Annotated in this window: 20 protein-coding genes; 9 read left to right on the forward strand and 11 right to left on the reverse strand. The window is 41.4% G+C overall.

The genetic code is table 11. The features are described 5' to 3' along the window. The 9 genes from GBI16_RS07870 to GBI16_RS07910 form a co-directional block, all read right to left on the reverse strand. The coding region (locus tag GBI16_RS07870; RefSeq protein ID WP_151706853.1) for a 3-oxoacid CoA-transferase subunit A at nt 1-401 on the reverse strand (401 nt) is incomplete at its 3' end. A 27-nt stretch (nt 402-428) separates the two neighbouring features. Next, entirely contained in the window at nt 429-1,655 is a 1,227-nt protein-coding gene (gene benE, locus GBI16_RS07875; RefSeq protein ID WP_151706854.1) for a benzoate/H(+) symporter BenE, read from the reverse strand. 53 nt (nt 1,656-1,708) lie between these two features. Further along, nucleotides 1,709-2,494 carry a benzoate diol dehydrogenase BenD gene (benD, locus tag GBI16_RS07880; RefSeq protein ID WP_151706855.1) on the reverse strand — a complete coding sequence of 262 codons (786 nt, stop codon included), beginning with the start codon at nt 2,492-2,494 and terminating at the stop codon, nt 1,709-1,711. 319 nt (nt 2,495-2,813) lie between these two features. After that, nucleotides 2,814-3,830 carry a benzoate 1,2-dioxygenase electron transfer component BenC gene (gene benC / locus GBI16_RS07885; protein ID WP_151706856.1) on the reverse strand — a complete coding sequence of 339 codons (1,017 nt, stop codon included), beginning with the start codon at nt 3,828-3,830 and terminating at the stop codon, nt 2,814-2,816. Between the two features lie 88 nt (nt 3,831-3,918). Next, the gene (benB, locus tag GBI16_RS07890; protein WP_110975456.1) at nt 3,919-4,428 is read right to left on the reverse strand and encodes a benzoate 1,2-dioxygenase small subunit; all 510 of its coding nucleotides are present in this window, start codon (nt 4,426-4,428) and stop codon (nt 3,919-3,921) included. Next, nucleotides 4,425-5,822, reverse strand: a complete 1,398-nt coding sequence (benA, locus tag GBI16_RS07895; protein ID WP_086210935.1) for a benzoate 1,2-dioxygenase large subunit — start codon at nt 5,820-5,822, stop codon at nt 4,425-4,427. Before benA ends, benB begins: the two co-directional genes overlap by 4 nt. Before the next feature lie 78 nt (nt 5,823-5,900). After that, entirely contained in the window at nt 5,901-6,821 is a 921-nt protein-coding gene (gene catA / locus GBI16_RS07900; protein ID WP_151706857.1) for a catechol 1,2-dioxygenase, read from the reverse strand. Between the two features lie 143 nt (nt 6,822-6,964). After that, complete coding sequence (gene catC, locus GBI16_RS07905) at nt 6,965-7,255, reverse strand: muconolactone Delta-isomerase (protein ID WP_151706858.1); 291 nt, start codon at nt 7,253-7,255, stop codon at nt 6,965-6,967. A gap of 29 nt (nt 7,256-7,284) precedes the next feature. After that, nucleotides 7,285-8,394: a muconate/chloromuconate family cycloisomerase gene (locus tag GBI16_RS07910; protein ID WP_151706859.1), complete on the reverse strand. Its 1,110-nt coding sequence runs from the start codon at nt 8,392-8,394 to the stop codon at nt 7,285-7,287. Between the two features lie 115 nt (nt 8,395-8,509). On the opposite strand from GBI16_RS07910, the gene GBI16_RS07915 reads away from it, so the two are divergent. The 3 genes from GBI16_RS07915 (at nt 8,510) to GBI16_RS07925 (ending at nt 12,587) form a co-directional block, all read left to right on the forward strand. Continuing rightward, on the forward strand, nt 8,510-9,424 hold the full coding sequence (locus GBI16_RS07915) for a LysR family transcriptional regulator (RefSeq protein ID WP_086210932.1): 915 nt from the start codon (nt 8,510-8,512) through the stop codon (nt 9,422-9,424). A gap of 279 nt (nt 9,425-9,703) precedes the next feature. Beyond that, nucleotides 9,704-11,071 carry an MFS transporter gene (locus GBI16_RS07920; protein WP_119063937.1) on the forward strand — a complete coding sequence of 456 codons (1,368 nt, stop codon included), beginning with the start codon at nt 9,704-9,706 and terminating at the stop codon, nt 11,069-11,071. A 238-nt stretch (nt 11,072-11,309) separates the two neighbouring features. Beyond that, nucleotides 11,310-12,587, forward strand: a complete 1,278-nt coding sequence (locus tag GBI16_RS07925; protein WP_151706860.1) for a DcaP family trimeric outer membrane transporter — start codon at nt 11,310-11,312, stop codon at nt 12,585-12,587. A gap of 79 nt (nt 12,588-12,666) precedes the next feature. Here the strand turns inward: GBI16_RS07925 and GBI16_RS07930 are convergent, their stop codons facing one another. Continuing rightward, complete coding sequence (locus GBI16_RS07930; protein ID WP_151706861.1) at nt 12,667-14,019, reverse strand: 8-oxoguanine deaminase; 1,353 nt, start codon at nt 14,017-14,019, stop codon at nt 12,667-12,669. A gap of 76 nt (nt 14,020-14,095) precedes the next feature. Further along, nucleotides 14,096-15,019, reverse strand: a complete 924-nt coding sequence (locus tag GBI16_RS07935) for a LysR family transcriptional regulator (RefSeq protein WP_086210942.1) — start codon at nt 15,017-15,019, stop codon at nt 14,096-14,098. A 308-nt stretch (nt 15,020-15,327) separates the two neighbouring features. On the opposite strand from GBI16_RS07935, the gene GBI16_RS07940 reads away from it, so the two are divergent. The 6 genes from GBI16_RS07940 to GBI16_RS07965 all read left to right on the forward strand — a co-directional run bounded on the left by GBI16_RS07940 (nt 15,328) and on the right by GBI16_RS07965 (nt 22,189). After that, on the forward strand, nt 15,328-16,383 hold the full coding sequence (locus GBI16_RS07940; protein ID WP_119063939.1) for an aromatic ring-hydroxylating dioxygenase subunit alpha: 1,056 nt from the start codon (nt 15,328-15,330) through the stop codon (nt 16,381-16,383). A gap of 24 nt (nt 16,384-16,407) precedes the next feature. Next, nucleotides 16,408-16,893: a nucleoside deaminase gene (locus GBI16_RS07945; protein WP_151706862.1), complete on the forward strand. Its 486-nt coding sequence runs from the start codon at nt 16,408-16,410 to the stop codon at nt 16,891-16,893. Nucleotides 16,894-17,031: 138 nt separating this feature from the next. Then, nucleotides 17,032-18,081: a BMP family ABC transporter substrate-binding protein gene (locus GBI16_RS07950; RefSeq protein WP_228267823.1), complete on the forward strand. Its 1,050-nt coding sequence runs from the start codon at nt 17,032-17,034 to the stop codon at nt 18,079-18,081. 76 nt (nt 18,082-18,157) lie between these two features. Next, the gene (locus tag GBI16_RS07955; RefSeq protein WP_151706864.1) at nt 18,158-19,138 is read left to right on the forward strand and encodes an isopenicillin N synthase family oxygenase; all 981 of its coding nucleotides are present in this window, start codon (nt 18,158-18,160) and stop codon (nt 19,136-19,138) included. Nucleotides 19,139-19,479: 341 nt separating this feature from the next. Next, nucleotides 19,480-20,502 (forward strand): BMP family ABC transporter substrate-binding protein, encoded by a 1,023-nt coding sequence (locus tag GBI16_RS07960; protein ID WP_228267824.1) that lies wholly within the window; start codon nt 19,480-19,482, stop codon nt 20,500-20,502. Between the two features lie 124 nt (nt 20,503-20,626). Next, entirely contained in the window at nt 20,627-22,189 is a 1,563-nt protein-coding gene (locus GBI16_RS07965; RefSeq protein ID WP_228147031.1) for an ABC transporter ATP-binding protein, read from the forward strand. The last annotated feature ends 19 nt before the right edge of the window (nt 22,190-22,208 follow it).

Raw genomic sequence — 22,208 nt, forward strand, 5'->3', positions numbered from 1 at the left:
TTGCCTTCAGCCAATAAAGTACCGTAGCCTGTAGGCGTAAAGACTGCACCCAGTCCCATACCTGCGGCTTGAATACGACAGGCCAAGTTACCTTGAGGCACCAGTTCCAATTCGATTTTGCCTGCACGATAGAGTTCATCGAAGACCCAAGAGTCGGACTGACGCGGGAACGAACAAATGACTTTTTTCACAGCACCCGCTTTGAGTAGCTTGGCTAACCCATAGTCGCCATTGCCAGCATTGTTACTAACGATGGTAAGGTCTTTAATGCCGAGTTGAATCAAGCCATCAATCAGTTCAGCAGGTTGTCCTGCTGTACCAAAACCACCAATCATGATGGTTGAGCCATCCTTTATTTGCGAAAGTGCTTCTGTTATAGAAGCTGAACTTTTATCAATCATAATATTGTCCTAGGTACAGCGTACCTATTAACTTTTAGAACTTGGATTGGAGCGTGAAGCTAAAGCTGAAACTTCAGGACTATGTTTGGTTAAAATCAGATGCGCAGTTAAACCAATAACGATGCCCCAAAAAACGGAACTTAGACCCAAAAAGTGCATACCTGAAGCTGTAGCTAAAAAGGTAATGAGTGCAGAATCTCGTTGAGATTCATCTTTCATGGCTACAGCAATATTGGTTGAAATCGCTCCCAATAAAGCCAAGCCAGCCAAAGCAGCAACAAGCTCTTTTGGCAGCAAGCTGAAGAGCAGAACGATACTGCCTGCGAACAAACCACCTAAAATATAGAAAATGCCGTTAGCAACGCCTGCGATATAGCGTTTTTCTTTTAACTCATGCGCATCTTTGCCCATGCACAGTGCAGCCGTAATCGACGCTAAAACAATGGTGATACCGCCGACACATGCAACAGCTAAAGACGCAATACTGGTGGTGGTGATAATCGGCTTAGCAGGCATGTCATAACCACTCAGTTTCATGATGGCCATGCCCGGTAAAAACTGTCCCGTCAGACTGACTAAAATTAAAGGCAGGGCAAGGTTTAAGGTGGAGTGCCAAGTCCATTCAGGGCTAATGAACTGAGGAGTAGCAAGTTGGAAATCTAAACTCACCGCATTCACTTCACCAAGCCCAAAGCTCAAGGCTACACCTGAAAGCAGTACCCAAAGCATGCTATAGCGTGGTGAAATTCGTTTTGCGACTAAAAAGACAAACAGCATGCTAAATACAATAATCGGCATACTGTTAGTTGCACTAAAAAGACCCAAACCAAACTGAAATAAGATCCCTGCCATCATGCCTGCTGCAACCGACTGCGGAATCCATTTCAACAATTTATCGAAGTAACCACTGATCCCGATCAGGAAAATTACCACTGCTGAGGTGATATAAGCGGCTACAGCTTCATTCAGGCTAATATTCGGAAACAGCGTGACCAATAAAGCTGTACCCGGTGCAGACCATGCGGTAATCACAGGGACTTTAAACTTAATGGAAAGGAAGATCCCTGCCACGGCTGCCCCTATAGAAATACCCCAAATCCATGAAATCATCATGGTCGGGGAAACCTGAGCTTGTTGCGCAGCCTGAAAGAAGATAATGAGTGGTCCTGAATAGGAAATCAGCACCGCCAAAAAACCTGCGACAGTGGCTGAAATAGACCAATCTTCTTTCAAAGTTTTAAACAGGGTAGCCATTCATTTGCCTCCATGCAGACATGATCCTGTATATAAAGTTTTGCGACGATCAATTAGCCTTGATCGCCACCGCCTACAGGAACCACTGTACCTGTCATATATGACGAATCATCTGAAGCAAGGAATACAATCGCATTTACTTGTTCCTGAATCGTGCCATAACGGTTCATAAAACTACGATCAATGGTTTGATCGACCACTTGTTGCATCCATGCTTTTTCATTTTCAGACAGTGGATTTGCATTACGTGGCACTTTACGCGGCGGTGCCTCGGTTCCACCTGTCGCAACTGCATTCACTCGGATGCCATCTTTGGCATGCTCAAAAGCCAATGATGCTGTAAGGGCATTGACCCCACCTTTGGATGCCGAGTACGGCACACGGTTGATGCCACGAGTTGCAATAGAAGACACATTTACAATCGTACCTTTCTGATTTTTAATCATTTCAGGTAAAACTGCACGACAACACCATAGCGTTGGAAATAATGAGCGATTGACTTCTTTGATGATTTCTTCTTCAGAAAATTCGTCAAAGGGTTTCATCCAAATCGCACCACCGACATTATTGATGAGTACATCAACACGGCCATAGACTTCAAGTGCTTTTTCAACAACGGCTTGTGCGCCTGCAAAGGTTTCAAGATTGGCTTTGACGGTTATAGCATCGCCTTGATGTGCTTCAATCTCTGCTAATGTTTCATCGACATAGTCGGATAAATCAGCTAAGACAACTTGCGCACCTTCTTCAGCTACTTGGAGTGCAACACCGCGACCAATGCCTTGAGCGGCACCAGTCACAATCACGACTTTGTTTAAAAATCTTTGATTTAACGCCATTTTTGAACTCGCTCATCATCCAACATAAAGATGATTTTCTAAATTTATAAATTTGGCACGCCGGCGTCCTAACATTTGAATATCACTTACCGGATTAACCTTTGGTTGGACTTACTTTTCTTTTGGGAAAATGAGAAGCAGCGCTTCGCAAGAAACCACCTTGCGGTGCAGTGCACCTCATCACAAAACTCGTCAGAAACCGATTACTTGATATCTTTCTCGCAGAAAAGGCTTTTTTACCAAGCAGTCTGGCCTCGAACAATTGCGAATGACGTTTTCGCGTATCATTTTTTCTATGACTTAAATATTGGGTGATCTATTAGTTTGCAGAGAATTTTTCAAACAGGAAGTTTGCAGGCTTTACGCCTTCGCTATCTAACCAACCACGAACAGCATCGACCATAGGTACAGGACCACAGAGGTAGATATCAACATCACCACCATTGAGCCATTCATTGTCAATGTGCCCAGTCACATAACCTTTACGCTCATGCGCAGAGTCTGGGCTTGCAACCACAGTACGGTATTCGAACCATGGCAGTTTAGCTTGGAGGGCATTGAGCTGTTCTAAAGCCACTAAGTCGAAATCATTGGTAACACCAAACACTAAACGAACAGGGTGTTCAGCGCCTTTTTCTTCTAAAGTTTGTAACATAGACATAAAGGGTGCAATACCAGTACCGCCTGCAAGCATAACCACAGGACGAACCACATTACGCAAGTAGAAGCTACCAAATGGACCAGTAAAAGTCATTTTGTCGCCCGCTTTGGCAGCACCACTTAAAAAGCTACTCATTTTGCCATTCGGCACATTACGGACCACGAAACCAGTTAAACGGTTGCCCGGTTTCGAGCTAAATGAATATGAACGCGTTTCTGCTGTCTCTGGAATGCCGACGTTGACATATTGACCAGCAAGGAAGTGAATGTCAGGTTGGCCTTCATCGAGCTGAATATCAAAAGTAATGGTCGATTCTGATAAATTTTCGACAGAGACTAAAGTGCCTTGGTACTGGTGGATTTCGGTTTTACACACTTCAGATGACGCTTGAATTTGGAATACAGCATCCGAGGTTGGGCGACATTGGCAAGCCAGAATATAGCCTTGTTCCGCTTCTTCTGGTGTTAACGCATCTTCAATATACGTCTCTTCAGGCATGTCATAACTACCAGATTCGCAAAAAGCGCGGCAAGTCCCACATGCACCATCACGGCAGTCTAGCGGAATGTTAATTTTTTGGCGGTAAGCGGCATCTGATAAAGACTCACCTTGAGTCACGGTAATAAAACGCGTTACGCCATCTTCAAATTGAAGTGCAACATTGTGGTTTGACATGGCTGAATATCCTTTAAAAACTTTGAAACTTGGAACTTTCAGCCAAAACTCCATTTGGCTGAAAGCATACTAAGGATGTGTGGCTAACTTAGAGGTGATAAACATCAATCACTTGGTTGATATAGTCGTTTTTCAGTACCACGTATTTGCTTAAAATTTGTGGTTTTTCACCTGAAAAGTCGATTTCATAACGCGACATACCAAAGTAGCTATAACTGGTTTTGTAGCGGAAGCTCAGCGTATTCCAGTTAAAACGGACAGTAACTTTATCGCCATCACGCTCAATCATTTCGATGTTGTTCACATTGTGACAAGTACGTGTGTCTGGCATAGTCGCAGAGGAGCGTTCAGTTTTAATGCGGAAGACACGGTCTTCTAAACCTTGGCGGTCTGGGTAGTAAATCAGTGAAATTTCAGACTGCGGATCTGTAGTCAAGGTATCGTCGTCATCCCATGCAGGCATCCAAAACGATGCAGAAGGGGCATAACATGCAAGCCAATCGTCCCATTGTTCATCATCTAAAAAGCGTGCTTCTTGATACAAAAACTGACTGATTTGTTCGATGCTAACCGTATTGAGTGTTGTCGGAGCATTCATGCAACTTCTCCTTGTTCATTTGCAGTTTCAACAGCCAGTGCTTTTTCATTCGCAATGGCAATTTTCATCATGTCTAACCAGTGTTGGTGCTGTGCAAGATAGAGACCTTCATCTTCAGTTTTGACACCTGAAAGTTTTGGTTTTAGACCAATTTCATTGGCAGCATCATCTGGGCCCTGAATCCAATGTTTTGAACCGCGGCACATATCGTTCCATTCCAGTTCAATGCCTGCATAACCTGCTTGGCATGCACGGAATTCTTCTAAATCATCGGGTGTAGCCATACCTGATGCATTGAAGAAGTCTTCGTACTGGCGAATACGGCGTGTACGTGCTTCCGTGTCTTCACCCACAGGCGCGATACAATAAATGGTGACTTCGGTTTTATTGACTGAAATCGGGCGGAGTACACGAATTTGTGAACCGAACTGATCCATCAAATAGACGTTTGGATAAAGACATAAGTTACGTGAACGCTCAATCATCCACTTAGACATTGCTTCGCCAAATTTTTCAGAGTATTCGTCGGCTTTCGGGAAGTTTGGACGGTCTTCTGGGTTCGCCCATTGTGTCCAAAGCAGCATGTGGCCATTGTCAAAACCGTATGAACCACCGCCTTGTTTACCCCAAGCACCTGCGCTCATGGCACGGATGTTGTCACCCGCTTGTTTTTCTTTACGCTGTTGAGTGGTAGCAGCATAGTTCCAGTGTACCGCGGAAACATGATAACCATCTGCGCCATTTTCCGCAGTCAATTTCCAGTTGCCTTCATAAGTGTAGGTAGACGCACCACGTAAAACTTCGAGACCTTGCTCAGACTGATCCACAATCATGTCAATGATCTTACTAGTTTCGCCTAAGTATTCTTCTAAAGAGGGTACGTCTGGATTTAAACTACCGAACAAGAAACCTTTGTAGTTGCCAAAACGTGCAACTTTTTTTAGATCGTGTGAACCTTCATGGTTAAAACAGTCTGAATAACCTGCATCTGCTGGGTCTTTAACTTTTAAAAGTTTGCCAGAGTTGTTAAATGTCCAACCGTGGAAAGGGCAAGTATAGGTTGCTTTATTGCCACGTTTATTACGACAAAGCTGTGCACCACGGTGTGAACAGGCATTGATCATGGCATTGAGTTCACCATTACGGTTACGTGCAATCAGAATAGGCTGACGGCCAATATACGTTGTGTAATAGTCATTGTTATTTGGAATTTGGCTTTCGTGTGCCAAGTAAACCCAGTTACCCTCGAAGATATATTTCATTTCTAGGTCAAAAAGGGCTTGATCAGTAAAAACTGAACGATGAAGTTTGAATTCGCCTGTTTCAAAGTTGTCGACAAGTAATTCGTCGATACGATCGAGATGGCTAGTATTAATAACTGGGATACGTGGCATGTCCGTTCTCCGACTTTCCAAAAGTGAGGAAGTCCCCGAAATGCAACTTTGCAGTGGCTATTTCGGTTCCAATGGTAATTAAGCGCTTGCGCGACGACGATCAACTTCAGTTGATGGTGCAGCCGCTTGGTCTTTCACAAGTTCAACATTGAATTGAATGTGTTTAAATGGACCTGTTAAACCACGGCGCGCAATTTCAGCCTCATCAGTAATATCGACAGCGGTAGCCACTAAGCCTTCACGGGTTGCAAATGCAAAGTCATCCCACAGGTATTGGTCACCCTCAATGTTGAATTGAGTGGTTAACTTGCGGTAGCCTGGCGCAGATACAAAGTAATGCACGTGCGAGGGACGATTACCGTGACGACCTAACTTGTTCAATACAAATTGAGTTGTCCCTTCTGGTGGGCAACCGTAACCGACAGGCATCGTGGTGAGCGCAATGTATTTACCATCTTGATCGCTAATGATTGAACGACGTAGATTGAAGTCTGATTGGGACTTATCGAAGAAAGAGTAATTACCTAAGCTATTGGCATGCCAAACTTCAACTTTTGCACCTTCAATAATCTGACCATTCGTGTCGGTCACAGTCCCTTCAATAATCAAGGTCGGAATTTTGCCTTCTTCAGAACCATCATCCATACGTGCAAAACCAACTGATTCAGGTGCGCCAGCTACATATAAAGGACCTTCGATGGTACGTGGTGTTCCGCCTGTAATGCCTGCTTTGGCATCGGCTTCGTCTGCACGTAAGTCGAGGTAGTGCTCAAGGCCAAGCCCCGCTGCAAGTAACCCGAGTTCGTTGGCTTGGCCTGCATCCGTAAAGTATTCTAGGCCTTTCCAAACTTCAGTTTGACTCAAATCTAAGTCTTCAATTGCTTGGAATAAGTCACCCAATAGGCGAACTACAATTTGTTGAGTACGTGCGTCTACAGGGCCTGTTGCTGTATCCACATTCATTGTTTTGACTAGTGCATCAATCTGTTGACGATTCATACTATTGCTCCTTAAGTATGTTTGCTGTGTGGTGGCTGGCTTTATGAATAGGTTGAAAAGCTAGCTGCCACGCTCCTTGTTAATTTCTTTCACTGGATTACTCATTAGGTTCCAGTGATTAAACTGCATTAAATCTTTTTAAATTAGCGATCATCTTCGCGAATAGACGATGGATGTTGGTTCAAAGGCATCACTTCAATGTTCATATACGGGTACAGGGGTAAACCTTGCAAAATGTTGTGTAGCTCTTCATTGCTGTCTACATCAAAAATACTGATGTTTGAGTACTGACCTGTAATGCGCCAAATATGTCGCCATTTGCCCTGAGCTTGTAGCTCTTGCGAATATGCTTTTTCGACTGCTTTAATTTCACTGGCAGTTTCAGCAGGCATATCCAGTGGAATGTTTACATCCATACGTACGTGAAAAAGCATGTGTAACTCCTAAACGGTTAAGACGTCGCTTAAGCGCGGCGCAGCTGATCAATCTTGTTTTCATCCAACTCAATACCGAGTCCTTTGCCTTGGGGTAGATGTAAGGCGAAGTCAGTGTATTGAAGTGGGGTTTTTAAAATATCTTGGGTTAACAACAGTGGGCCGAATAACTCGGTGCCATAAGCTAAATTTTCAAAGGTCGAAAACAAATGTGCCGAAGCAATCGTGCCGACTGCACCTTCAAGCATGGTGCCGCCGTATAGGTCGATTCCTGCTAAGTTGGCAATCTTTGCGACTTCATGACCTTCGATTAGTCCACCAGACTGAGCCACTTTGACTGCAAAAACAGAGGCCGCATTAGTTTTGGCTAAACGGTAGGCTGAGCTCGGCCCCATGAGCGATTCATCCGCCATGATGGCAAGATCAAAACGTCGTGTTAAACGCTGCATCGCATCAATGTTGTCGATTGCACAGGGTTGTTCAATCAGGTCAACACCACCATTTTGTAGCAGTTGAATGCCTTTAATCGCATCTAGCTCAGACCATGCACGGTTCACATCAACACGGATAGAAATGTCTGAACCCAATGCTTGTTTAATTGCAAGAACATGTTCAACATCTTCTTCTACACGACGTGAGCCAATTTTAAGTTTGAAAATATTGTGGCGTTTCGCCTCAATCATTTTTCGGCCTTCAGCGATGTCTTTTTCAGTATCACCAGATGCCAATACCCAAAGTACAGGTAAGCTGTCACGTAAACGGCCACCCAACACTTCAGAAAGGGGTAAATCTAAACGTTGTGCTTGGATGTCGAGTAGAGCCGTTTGAATTGCACATTTGGCAAAACGGTTACCATTAATATTCTTTTTCAAAGCACGCATGATTTGTGCGATGTTTTGAGCTTTAAGGGACTTTAATAAAGGGGCAAAATAAGTTTCAATATTGGTCTTAATACTTTCAGGGCTTTCTTCACCGTAGCCCAGTCCGCCAATCGTTGTTGCTTCACCCCAGCCGACAAAGCCATCTTCAGTGCTGATTTTCACCAAAACAAGCGTTTGCGTTTGCATAGTCGCTACCGCCATTTTGTGCGGGCGAATAGTGGGGATTTCGACGAGTAAGGTTTCTATAGATTTATACATCTTAACTCTGCGCAGCCTTGCGTTGTGTACCTGATGTGATATACCTTAAAAGAATAAATATGAACTGTCGAAGATCAAATTAGCATTTTAATATATCTTAAAGGTATCAAAGGTCATGGAATTGAGACACCTCCGCTACTACGTAGCTGTTGTAGAAGAGCAGAGTTTTACCAAAGCTGCTGAAAAACTATTCATTGCACAGCCTCCTTTAAGCCGCCAGATTCAAAATCTAGAGGCTGAATTGGGAGTGCAATTATTTGAACGTGGCAGCCGTCCACTCAAGACCACAGAAGCAGGGCAATTCTTCTATCAACATGCGGTTAAACTTTTGTCTAATGCCGAAGAAGTAAAAACCATGACTCAGCGGGTGGGTTTGGTGGAAAAAACGGTAACGATGGGCTTTGTGGGTTCTTTGTTATATGGGTTATTGCCTAAAATTGTGTATTTATTTCGCCAGCAACAGCCGCATTTAAAAATAGAATTGATTGAAATGAGTACCAAAGACCAAATTCAAGCCTTAAAAGAAGGGCGTATTGATGTTGGTTTTGGACGTTTACGCATTTCCGATCCTGCTGTGCGTCGGGTTTTACTGCGTGAAGAACCGTTAATGTTAGCGGCACATTCTAGTCACCCTTTAACGGCACACAAGCAGGGTGTGTACCTGTCTGACTTGGTTGATGAAAACTTATTTCTTTATCCAAGTCATCCAAAGCCAAATTTTTCGACTCAGGTACAAAGTCTATTTTCAGAATATGGGCTCGAACCGAAACATTTAAAAGAGGTTCGTGAAATACAGTTAGCACTGGGTTTGGTCGCCGCTGGAGAAGGGATTTGTGTAGTTCCAGAAAGTGCAAGAACCATTCAACTCCCGCATTTGAACTACATTCCAATCTTAGATGATGCAGCAAGAAGCCCAATTTTTCTTGCGATTCGCTCTATGGATGAAAGTGAGGATATTCGTTCGTTATTTGATTGTATTTATCAGGTCTATGACCTTGAAGCGATCAAATATGACCGTGCATTTATCTAAACTTGTAGATTAAAATTCCACGATACTTTTAAAGTCTACATTTTAAAATGAGCCATTTCAGCCATCCTCTGAGATGGCTTTTTTATAGTCATTTTCGCTTGGTTTTGCTTATTTTCTGTCTCTCACTGTAATTATGAGTTATATAAGCTATTTATTTAAAACAATAAAAACCTTAACCGACCTTAAAGGTATAAATATAGAGTTATTCAGTTTTGGACAAGAAAGCTACTTTTGCTGCAATGTGCACAGCAACAAACATTCGCAAGCAGGAGGCTTAAAGTGAATACAAATCCAGTTAACATCAACACGGTGGTCGATGAAGCCAAATTTACGCCCTTTCATTGGAGTGTACTCATTTGGTGTCTACTGATTATTATTTTTGACGGCTATGATTTAGTCATCTACGGTGTGGCATTGCCACTTCTGATGCAAGAGTGGGGACTCAGTGCAGTACAAGCAGGCTTACTTGCGAGTACAGCCTTGTTTGGCATGATGTTCGGTGCAATGAGCTTTGGTACGTTGTCTGACAAATTGGGCCGTAAAAAGACCATTATGATTTGTGTGGCTATTTTTAGTGGTTTCACCTTTTTAGGCGCATTTGCAAGCAACCCTATTGAGTTTGGTATTTTACGTTTTCTTGCAGGGCTTGGCATTGGGGGAGTGATGCCAAACGTGGTCGCGCTCATGACTGAATATGCCCCAAAGCGCATTCGTAGCACACTTGTTGCGGTTATGTTCAGTGGTTATGCCATTGGCGGGATGACCTCAGCTTTATTGGGTGCATGGTTGGTAACAGACTATGGTTGGAAAATCATGTTCTATATCGCCATCATTCCATTTCTGGCTTTACCGATTCTTTGGAAGTTTTTACCTGAATCTTTAATGTTCCTGACTAAAAAAGGCGAAACTGAAAAAGTCCGTGAAATTGTGCGAAAAATTTCACCTGAACAAGACATTCAACCAGAGACCACTTTTAAATTGAATGATGCGGTTGCAGGCGACGATGCACCATTAAAAGCATTGTTCCAACAAGGTCGTACCTTTAGCACTATGATGTTTTGGGTGGCATTCTTTATGTGCCTGCTCATGGTCTATGCGCTTGGAAGCTGGTTACCAAAACTCATGATTCAAGCAGGCTATTCGCTTGGTGCAAGTATGATTTTCTTATTTGCTTTAAATATTGGCGGTATGGTTGGCGCAATTGGCGGTGGTGCTTTGGCAGACCGTTTCCACTTAAAACCAGTTTTAACAACGATGTTTACCGTAGGTGCTATTGCACTGATTCTACTTGGCTTCAATAGCCCGCAAATGGTGCTGTATACCTTGATTGCGATTGCAGGTGCAGCGACTATTGGTTCACAAATTTTACTGTATACCTTTGTTGCACAGTTCTACCCAACAGCAGTGCGCTCTACAGGTATGGGCTGGGCTTCAGGCATAGGACGCATTGGCGCAATTGTCGGGCCTGTACTGACAGGTGCACTGTTAACTTTTGAATTGCCACATCAAATGAATTTTCTCGTGATTGCGATACCTGGTGTGATTGCGGCTTTAGCCGTATTTATGGTGAATTTAAAAGTATCTGTTGATGGTGAAAAAGCTAAATCAAAACAAGTGTTTGATGCCGTTAAATCCACGGCCAATTAAATAATATTGAACCCATGAGTCTAGTGCATTAGTAGTAGGCTCATGTTAAAAACTGAACGAACTGTTAGAATCAATATGCTTTTTTATAAGTTGTTTTTAACGCAGTTTTAATGCGATAAAAGATTAATTTTAAAGTATTAAAAAAATTGCATTGCGTTGAATAACAGCAGTGAAAAAGAGATCCAAAATATTAAGAGTAAAAGTCAGGACAGACTTATATACACAGGACCCGTGTTAAATGAAACAATTTAAGAAGAATGCTTTAGTTGTCACACTATCTATGTTCAGTAGCGCTGCATTACATGCGCAAAGCAATACTACGACAGAAGTTGAACAACTGAGAAATGAAGTAAATGCGTTAAGACAAATGCTTCAACAGTACACTCAGCAACAACAGCAGCAAGCTGTTCAACTGAGTGCTGTTGAGCGACAAGTGTCAACAGCGCCTAAGACGGTTGAAAAAACGGGTTTGGGTTTAACCAAAGGTGGGGCAGAGTTCAATTTATACGGTAATGTTCGTATGGACGCATCGTATCAGGCTGAAGGTGGTGCTCGTGATATGCCGTATAATCAGATCAATAGTGTGCCTTTAAAGGGTAATGCTGAAAATAGCGATCGTTTAAGATCAACACTTTCAGCAACACGATTAGGTTTGGATTTTAAGGCACCCATGGCCGATCAGAACTTAAATGCTAAAATTGAGGTTGACTTTTTAGGCGGTACAAACCTTGATAATTTACGTATTCGTCATGCGTATTTAAATTATGGGAACTGGTTAATTGGTCAAACCTGGTCAAACTTTGCAACCCCAGACTATATCCCTGAAACGATTGATGCTTTGGCTTATGTGGGTGCTTCAATTAAACGTACCCCTCAAGTGCGTTATACTCATAAATTCACGCCAAATACCAACTTAGTTGCAGCCGTGGAAGATCCGAAAGATAGTAGCATTAGCCAACGTATGCCTGCATTTACCGGACGACTGAACCATAAGTTTAATGATGCATTATCAGTCAGTGGACGTGCAATGGCGCATGAAAAACGCATTCAAAATGAAGAAAAGTGGGCGTATGGCGTAGGTGTTGGTGCCAAATTTGACATCTCTCCGGTCACTTCGGTAAAAGCCGATTATTATCATGTCAAAGGCGATAGCAGCTTTGTATCCTTTACCAACTCGGGTGTTGTTTCAACGGGTACAAGTATTGAACAAAGTGAGTTTGACTCAATTACTGTCGGTTTAACGCAGAAGTTTAATGACAAGTTACGCGGCACGTTAGCTTATGGTTATATGACTTTTGATAAAAATCAGGACTATCTTGATGCTGTCGCTGATGATACCAAAATCAATAAAAACTTATGGCAGGCATGGGGGAATTTATTCTATAGCCCTGTTCAGCCTGTTAGTCTTGGGATTGAGTATGTCTACGGTGAGCGTGAGGCGTTTGCACCTGCGGCAAATGGCAGTAAGAAAGGTGAAGACAACCGTGTGAACTTGGTTGCGATTTATAACTTTTAGTCTTTGACGTGAAACTTCGCGCATAAGAACTGAAGGGATAATCCTTCAGTTCTTATTTTTTTATTCAATGTTTCGGTTTTTAAGCGGCTAATAACTGTTTAGCTGCAATACGATGTTCAGCTTGTAAGCGTTCTAAATCTACCGAGACTAGGTTTTGATTTTTTACGATCCATTGACCTTTGATCATTACATGTTCTGCTCGATCAGCGCCACAAAGCAATAGTGCAGCAAGTGGATCATGTGCACCTGAAAAACGAAGTTCATCTAGACTATAAAAAGCAAGATCTGCCTGATAGCCAACAGCAATTTGCCCTAAATGCTGTTCACGCCCCAACAGTTGTGCTGACCCTTTTGTTGCCCAGCCAAGAGCTAGCTCAGGCGTGATGGTTTCGGCACCATATTTTAAACGCTGTAAATACATAGCTTGACGCGTCTCAAGTATCAAATTAGAAGCATCGCCAGAAGCAGAACCATCCACACCAAGTCCAATAGGAACACCTGCTTGTATGAGATCAAAGGTTGGGCAAATACCTGAAGCTAGACGCATATTAGAATGCGGACAATGACAAATTCCGACATGGGCTTGTCCTAAGCGTGTAATTTCCTCGGCATTAAAATGGATACCGTGAGCCAGCCATGTTCTGCTATTGAGCCAGCCTACGCTTTCTAAATAATCAACGGTTCGCATACCAAACATGTGCATGCAAAAGTTTTCTTCGTCAAGGGTTTCTGCTAAATGGGTATGTAGACGAACGTCGTAAAAATCCGCCAGTTTAGCGCTTTCGCGCATAATATCTTGTGTCACAGAAAAAGGAGAGCAAGGCGCAAGAGCAATATTCACCATGGCGTCTTCACTACGCTGATGATAGCGCTGAACCAGACGCTCAGAGTCTTTTAAAATAGTATCTATTTCTTGAACAGTATGTTGTGGTGGTAAACCACCTGCATCTGAACCTAAGCTCATTGAACCGCGAGTGAGCATAACTCGTAAACCAATTTGTTGTGCAGCTTGTACTTGAATATCAATCGCGTCAGTTAATTGTTCTGGAAATAAATAATGGTGGTCGGCTGCAAAGGTACAACCTGAAAGCACGAGTTCTGCCAAAGCTACTTGTGTCGCTAAATGCAGTTGCTCTGGATTAAGCTTGGCCCAAACTGGATAAAGGGTTTTCAGCCAAGGAAAAAGTGGCGCATTTACAACAGGAGCCCAAGCCCGAGTTAGAGTTTGATAAAAATGATGATGGCTATTAATAAGCCCTGGCGTAATGACAAGATTTTTGGCATCAAATATTTCTTCAAAGGGTTGAGTAGGGTTGGCTCCTAGAGCAATCAGCTCAGTGATTTTCCCATCTGAAATCAGTAGTCCCCCACGCGCATCAAATGCATTTGCAGTATAAATAGCCATTGGGTTTTTAATCCATATTGAAGCCATAGATCAACCTAAATATTTTATTTGATAGAACTACAGCAACTTTTATACCAAGCTTATAATTTATCAACACAAAAAATTAGAGCAGCGTCATACTGTTTTTGACTTTCTCCATTTGCTCAACTAAATGCTTAATCATGACCTGAGAAATGCGTGAAATTTGTCTTTTAGGCGCAACACAAAGTGCAATAGTGAGAGGATATAGACCCTTTTCATGGATTGGGCTAAAAATTAGCTTTTCATTTTGGATGAGGGGATATGCATCAATATACGACAGTAAGCCAATGCCCAAATTACGTTTTAATAGTGATGTCAACATATGGATATCATTGCACTCTGTTTTCTGCGATGGCGTAAATTTATGGTGCTTATACAATGCGTTGGCATAGTCATGAATAATGAGTGGTGCGCACGGAATTAAATGCTTAAAGCTAACTGTATCTGAAAAATTGATTTTTGGGGCTTTAGCTAATGGATGTTGTTTGGACATGACAAATCCGAGTGGGATTTCGATAAATGCCAAAACATCTAGATGATGATGTTCTTTGGGATTCAGCAAAATACCAAAATCAATTTCGGCATTGGCAATCATTTTTGCAACTTGATCACTGTCTTGGATTTGAATATTAAAATTGATCCAAGGATATTGCTGGTAAATATACTCAATAGAGTCAAGCACAAAACCATCACTTAATGCTGAAATTAATCCTAACTCAATATTCCCTCGTGACAAGCCCTGAATTTCATCAAACCTGACTCGTGTCATTTGGAATTCTTTTTGCCACTTTAAAAGGTCAGCATATAACATTTCACCTGCAAGTGTGAGTTTTAGGCCATTGGGCAAGCGTTCAAATAATGGTACTCCTAGCTCTTCTTCAGCAAGAGCAATTTGGCGATGGACTGCAGACACTGAAATATAAAGTTGATCTGCGGCTTTTCTTAGACTTCCTGTTCTGGCAACAGCAATGAAATAGTCTGAAAAACGTGAAAATGGAGTGCTAATCGTCAAATGGATATACCCCAAGTATGTTTAAAAGCAAGGTAGAAAATGATTGAGCATTTTCCTAGATCGGAACAATGATAAGAATTAAGCGATTTCCATGCCAAAAACTGCAAAATCTCAGAGTTATGCGCTATGTGCAAACAAAGGTGTGTTCTTATTTTTAGAATGAAATGTACGAAACATTCTAATAGACAGAATGTTATAAAAATCTTTATTTTTTAATCAAATACAACGGTTTTATCAACGAGGAAAAAAATAGCTTGTTGATAGATAAATTGATGAAATAAAGAACCTTTTGTGAGTTAAATATGAATGCAATTCCAGTGCTTAATCTCTTTAGTCAACCGCATGGCAGCGACTTTGATCCAACGGATTGGAATATTTTAGCGCAGCATTGGTATCCAGTAGCGCGCATTCAGGATGTTACAGATAAACCGCAACAAGTCATTCTTTTAGACGTCAAGATGGCGTTGTATAAAACGGAAAGTGGCAGTATTCATTTAGTTCGAGATATCTGTCCACATCGAGGTGTACCTTTGACTAAAGGCTGGGTTAAAGGCGAAGACTTGGTCTGTCCATATCATGGCTTACACTACAATACTGATGGCAAGTGCGTCAAAATTCCTGCGCAACCTGAATTAACCCAAATTTCAGACCGTTTTTCTCTAACTAAATTTCCTGTGGTTCTAAGGTATGGTCTGATCTGGACCAGTTTATTTGGTCGCAATGAAACAGATGCGAATTTCCCAAATTTAGATACATGGGATCATGGTGAACATCAAGCAATTTTACCGCCATATGTAGATATCGGTGGTTCAAGTGGACGTCAACTTGAAGGTTTTATTGATGTCGCTCATTTTGCTTGGGTACACAGTGCTTCCTTTGCTGATGCCGATAATCCTGTGGTGCAAAAGTATTCAACAGTAAGAACAGACTATGGTTTACATACGGAATATGTCAGTGATGTCAGCAATTACCCACATGGCATGCAGCATTTAGCACCAGAAGGATTTTTATGGAAGCGGGTATTTGATGTTTATCCACCATTTTCAGCGATCCTGACCATATATTTCCCAGAAAACGGGGTGTTGAAAATTTTAAACGCCTGTTGCCCAGTCTCGCACAATAAAACCCGTTTATTTGTACCACTGACCCGTAACTTTGATACCACTGGAGACTTAGAAGCTGTTTACGCCTTTAATGCACAAATTTTTGCTGAAGATCAAGACATGGTTGAAAGCCAAAAACCAGAAGAGCTACCACTTGATATTGGTATGGAGGCGCACTTTGAAGCAGACCGTTCTTCGACCACATATCGTCGTATTCTGGCGGAGTGGGGTTTAAGTAAGCGTTATATCGTTTAGTTTTTAGAAATGGAGTAGATCATTGTGAATCAGCCGAGCCATGAACAGATTATTCGATTTTTAAAGCTTTCAAATGATGTTGGAAGGCGAGCAATCAGTTTAGGGCACCACCCATTTGGTGCAGTATTGGTTGCACCTGACCATGAGACTGTCCTGTTAACTCAGTGCAATATTGACACTGTAAATCATGCAGAGTCGACCTTAGCACGTGTGGCTGCAACCAATTATTCACCAGAATATTTATGGAACTGCACACTATATACAGCTGTAGAGCCATGTTGCATGTGCTCAGGTACGATTTACTGGGCAAATATTGGACGCGTGGTTTATGCCATGACAGAGGAAAAACTTTTAGTGTGTACAGGTAATCATAATGAGAACCCAACCATGAATGTTTCTTCACAATATATATTTTCTCATGGGCAAAAAAATATTGATTTAATTGGTCCAATTCTTGAACTTGAAAAAGAAACAGTAGATCTGCAAATGAGTTTTTGGGCCAATAGATAATATTATTATTTATTTAAATTTGGTTGATTGTCGATTTTTTATAATGCAATCATTTAGAGTTGATAATAATTTTTACTTGGTTAAATAATCTATGGTGGAACAGAAATGCATTTAAAACGAAGATTATTAAAAAGTGTTATGTTGTTTTGTGTCAGTGCTGGGACATGGATGAGTCATACCGTGTATGCACAGGATAAAGCCGCTTTTGTTTATTTAGGACCGACCAGTGATCATGGCTGGTCATATTCACATGACCAAGGGCGGATCAAAGCAGAAAAAATATTGGCAGGTAAATTTAAGACGTCTTATATCGAAAATGTACCCGAAACAGCCGATGCAGAACGGGTGATTCGTAATCTTGCACAACAAGGAAATAAAGTCATATTCGGAACGTCTTTTGGTTATATGAATGCTATGGAGAAAGTTGCGAGGCAATTTCCTAATACTGTATTTATGCATGCAACTGGCTATAAGCAAGCTAAAAACTTAGGGGTGTATGAGCTTAGAACTTATGAAGGGGCCTATTTGTTGGGCGTGCTAGCGGGACAGAAAACCAAGACTAATATCATTGGAGTTGTTGCGTCATTTCCTATTCCAGAAGTTGTTAGAAACATCAATGCATACACACTGGGTGCACAAAGTGTAAATCCAAAGGTGAGCACCAAAGTGATTTGGGCAAATACATGGTTTAATCCAGGAAAAGAGCGTGATGCTGCAATGGCACTCATTGCACAAAAAGCAGATGTGCTCATGCAAAACACAGACTCTCCTGCTGTGGTGCAAGCTGCACAGCAAAAAGGGGTGTATGCATTTGGTTGGAACTCAGACATGAGCAAATTTGGACCAAAAGCTCATTTGGCAGCAGCTGTATTACACTGGGAAAAAATTTATGAGCCAGTGATGAAACAAGTTCAGAATAAAACTTGGAAATCAACTGCTTATAAGTATGGTGTGAAACAAAATGCAGTGAATATTGAAGATTTTGGAGTAGCAGTTTCTACCGCTGAAAAAAATAAAGCGCTAGCAGTTCGAGACTCACTCAAAACAGGGGCAATTCACCCATTTTCAGGACCGTTGTATAAACAGGATGGCAGTTTAATTATAGCCAAAGGCAAAACGCTGACAGATGTAGAACTCAGCAAGATGAACTATTACGTCAGGGGTGTAGACGGCTCACTACCTAAATAAATAGTCATGACTAAATCGAAAAATAATCGCCTAGAGCTGTATGGCACACTCTGGGCTTTACACATGAGGGTTAAATATGAGTATTCCTGTTATAGATCTTCACTATGCTTTCCACCCAAATGCCAATCAGTTAGATGACATTGTGCGATCAATCCGAACTGCTGCAATGAGCTCAGGCTTTTTCTATGTGAAAAATCACTCGATAGATTTGGCTTTGGTGCAACGGCAGTTTGAACTTGCAAAGGAGCTTTTTGATTTACCTCAAAGTGTCAAAAAAAAGTATGACCAAAATAATAGTCCAAGTCATAGAGGTTTTGAGGAAATTGCAGCGCAAAAGCTCGACTTTACTGCTAAGGCCGACATTAAAGAAGGATTTTATTGTGGTAAGAACTATGCTCCAGATCATCCTTTTGTGGTCGCAAAATATCAAAATTATGGCTTAAATCAATGGCCGCATACGGAAGTGCCTGAAACTGAGGCGTTCTGCCAAGCATATATTGATGCCATGATGGGGCTCTCTGAGAGAATTATGCAGCTTTTGGCTTTATCATTAAATTTGCCAGAGCATTATTTTGATGAATGCTGTATAGATCCAATGGTAACACTAAGAATGCTACGCTATCCCGCTCATCCGAAAGATGCTGCTGCTGATACTTTTGGTGCAGGTGCGCACACAGATTGGGGTTCAATCACCATTTTAGCGCAAGATGATTTGGGCGGCTTAGAGGTCTGTATGCCTGATGGCGTTTGGGTTTCTGCACCACCGATTGCTGATACCTTTGTGGTGAATTTGGGTGATTTAATTCCAAAATGGACCAATGGCTTATATAAGTCCAATCCACATCGAGTTCGAAACTTATATTCAAATGGAAAGTCACGTTATTCCATTCCATTTTTCTATGGTCCGAGTTATTTCACACAAATTGATGCACTTCCTGGAACAATTCAACAGGGAGAGCGCTCCAGTTACACATCATGTACGGCAGGAGAACATATGGAGGAGATGTATCAACGTTCGTTTGATGTAAAACCACAAGAAATTCCTGTTTATGAATAAAATCCTCATGTTCACTTTTTATTATAAAATTTATTTTATATAAATAATAACTGATGTGTATTTAAAATAATAAACCACCATAAATAATGGTGGTTTTTTTTATTTTATTTAAAAATTATTAAAATAATAAATATATTTATAGTGGTGCAGTTCTATTTTTCTAAATAGTTGGAACGAATATTGCTATTTATTAGAAAGAGGGTATGAAAGATCCATTTATATCGAGTCAATATATTTTTAGGTTAAAACCTAAGGAGCCGATGATGTCAAAATGTTTAGAAAATAAATTTTCGATGAAAAAAACAGCTATAAAAATAGTACTCACAAGTCTATTGGGGTTGATGGGGACTACACAGGCATTTGCTGTAGATAAAGCTGCTTTTGTATATATTGGCCCGACCAGCGATCATGGTTGGACATATTCACATGATCAAGGACGAATCAAGGCGGAAAAAGCCTTGGCTGGAAAATATAAGACGTCTTATATCGAAAATGTACCCGAAACGGCTGATGCAGAACGTGTGATTCGTAATTTGGCACAACAAGGTAATAAAGTAATTTTTGCAACTTCTTTTGGCTATATGAATGCCATGGAAAAAGTGTCGAAACAGTTCCCTAATACTGTATTTATGCATGCAACTGGCTACAAACAGGGTAAAAACCTAGGGGTCTATGATGTGCGGACTTATGAAGGGGCGTATATGCTTGGAGTTGTCGCTGGTCAAAAAACCAAATCGAATGTGCTCGGTGTAGTTGCCTCGTTCCCAATCCCCGAAGTGGTGCGCAATATCAATGCTTACACATTGGGTGCACAAAGTGTTAATCCAAAAGTGAAAACGAAAGTCATTTGGGTGAACTCTTGGTTTAACCCAGGTAAAGAACGTGATGCTGCACTGGCCTTAATTTCACAAAAAGCAGATGTATTAATGCAAAACACTGACTCGCCAGCAGTTGTACAAGCGGCTCAACAAAAGGGTGTTTTTGCCTTTGGCTGGGACTCTGATATGAGTAAATTTGGCCCTAAAGCACACTTGGCTGCATCGGTTTTGCATTGGGAAAAAATTTATACTCCAACCATGACTCAAGTAGCAAATAAAACATGGAAACCAAGTGCAACTTGGTATGGCGTCAAACAAAGTGCAGTCAATATTGAAAATTTTGGACCTTCTGTTCCTGCCAATGTTAAAGCCTCAGCACTCAAAGTACGTGATGACATTCATTCAGGCAAACTTCACCCATTTTCAGGACCGATTTATAAACAAGATGGCAGTTTGGTGATTGCCAAAGGAAAAATTTTAGATGATGCGACGCTGAGCAAAATGAACTATTACGTCAAAGGTGTAGAAGGTTCACTTCCGAAATAACGCATCGTTTGAGACGTCACGGTTTTGTCCATTTAGTACGATACGAGCTGAATGGACATTCAATGCAGAGATTCGAAAGAGCATCACAATCATGAATACACCAGACAGTCATATCACTAAGGTCATGCATAGAGAACCTCAACAAGCAAGTACTCGCTTAGAGTTAATTAATATTTGCAAAAGTTATAATTCGCTACGTGCAAATGATCAAATTCATCTCAAAGTTCATGCGGGTCAAATCCATGCCATCTTAGGCGAAAATGGTGCTGGAAAAAGCACACTCATGAAAATTATTTATGGTGCGACCAAAGCCGATGAAGGCCAAATTCTTTGGAATGGTAAAGAAGTCAAAATAGATAGCCCTTCGACAGCGAGAAAATTGGGCATTGGCATGGTTTATCAGCATTTCTCTTTGTTTGAGACTTTAACTGTTGCAGAAAATATTCAACTTGGTCTCGATGAGAAAATTGACATAAAAACGCTCAATGAGAAAATCATTGCAGTATCTGAACAATACGGTTTACCTGTTGATCCGCGCCGTGAAGTGTATTCACTCTCAGTGGGCGAACGGCAACGTGTGGAAATTATCCGCTGTCTATTACAAAGCCCCTCCCTCATTATTTTAGATGAACCAACCTCAGTACTTACTCCACAAGCGGTTCAACAATTATTTAAGACATTGAAATTACTCGCTTCACAAGGTGTCTCTATTTTATATATCAGTCATAAACTTCATGAAATTAAAGAGTTATGTGATGAAGCAACCATTTTACGAAATGGTAAAGTTACAGGCCATGTTAGACCAGAAGAAAATAGTACCAGTGATCTGGCGCGTTTAATGATTGGACGTGAGTTACCTACGTATATTCACGATGAATATCTAGGTGAGAAGCAAATATTGTTTGAGGTTTCGAGTTTAAATCAACCCACAGATGATCCTTTCGGTGTTGCGCTAGAAAATATCAGCCTGAACTTAAAAGCGGGAGAGATCCTCGGTATTGCAGGCATTTCAGGCAATGGGCAAGCAGAACTTTTGTCTTTAATCTCTGGAGAGAAAATAACCACAAATGGCAGCATTTATCTAGAGGGGCAAAATGTCGGCAAGATATCCGCAGGTGCACGTCGTGATTTGGGCTTAGGCTTTGTCCCCGAAGAACGTTTAGGGCGAGGTGCTGTACCCAATATGACACTGTCTGAAAATGCGCTATTGACTGCATTTAGGCAGGGTTTGACTAAATTTGGACTGATTAACTTTGAAAAAACCAAACTATTTGCAGAAAAATGTATTGAAAAATTTAGTGTAAAGGCTTCTGGTGCACAAGCAGAAGCACGCTCACTTTCAGGTGGTAACTTACAAAAATTCATCGTGGGTCGAGAAATTTTACAACAGCCCAAAGTTCTCATTATTTCTCAACCCACTTGGGGCGTTGACGTAGGAGCATCAATGTTTATTCGACAAACATTGATTGATTTATCTAGACAAGGCGTTGCGATTTTGGTGATTTCTGAAGAGCTCGAAGAATTGTTTGAAATTAGTGATTACATTTGTGTATTGGCTGCTGGAAAACTATCCGAACCTATGCAGACCCGTAGTACCAATGCAGAACAAATTGGGTTGTTGATGTCAGGGATTACCAGTGTTGCACACACTGTAGATTTAGCTCATTCACAACAAGTTCAAGCTTAATCATTTCATCTAAAGGTGG

It is taken from the genome of Acinetobacter sp. TUM15064 (assembly GCF_008980265.1).
GTDB lineage: Bacteria > Pseudomonadota > Gammaproteobacteria > Pseudomonadales > Moraxellaceae > Acinetobacter.